Raw genomic sequence first — 223 nt, 5'->3', positions numbered from 1 at the left:
CTTTTGGCTCTTGATCCAATCCAGTTGCTGATTCTTTTACCTCTTCTTTTGTACCTGCAACTTCTTTCGCCGGCTCTTTTACTTCTTCTTTTGTTTCTTCAATTTCTTTTATCGGCTCTTTTACTTCTTCTTTTGTTTCTTCAATTTCTTTTACCGGCTCTTTTACTTCTTCTTTTGTTTCTTCAACTTCTTTTATCGGCTCTTTTACTTCTTCTTTTATTTC

The 223-nt window shown here is 34.1% G+C and carries 1 pseudogene; it reads right to left on the bottom strand.

Annotated features, from left to right (window positions below):
• A pseudogene (locus tag MR066_RS27155) lies at window positions 1–223 on the bottom strand (LPXTG cell wall anchor domain-containing protein); the annotation flags it as partial.

The sequence above is a fragment of the Bacillus cereus group sp. BfR-BA-01523 genome (genome assembly GCF_022662615.1).
Classification (GTDB): domain Bacteria; phylum Bacillota; class Bacilli; order Bacillales; family Bacillaceae_G; genus Bacillus_A; species Bacillus_A mycoides.
This window is presented reverse-complemented; position numbering and strand designations above follow the sequence as displayed.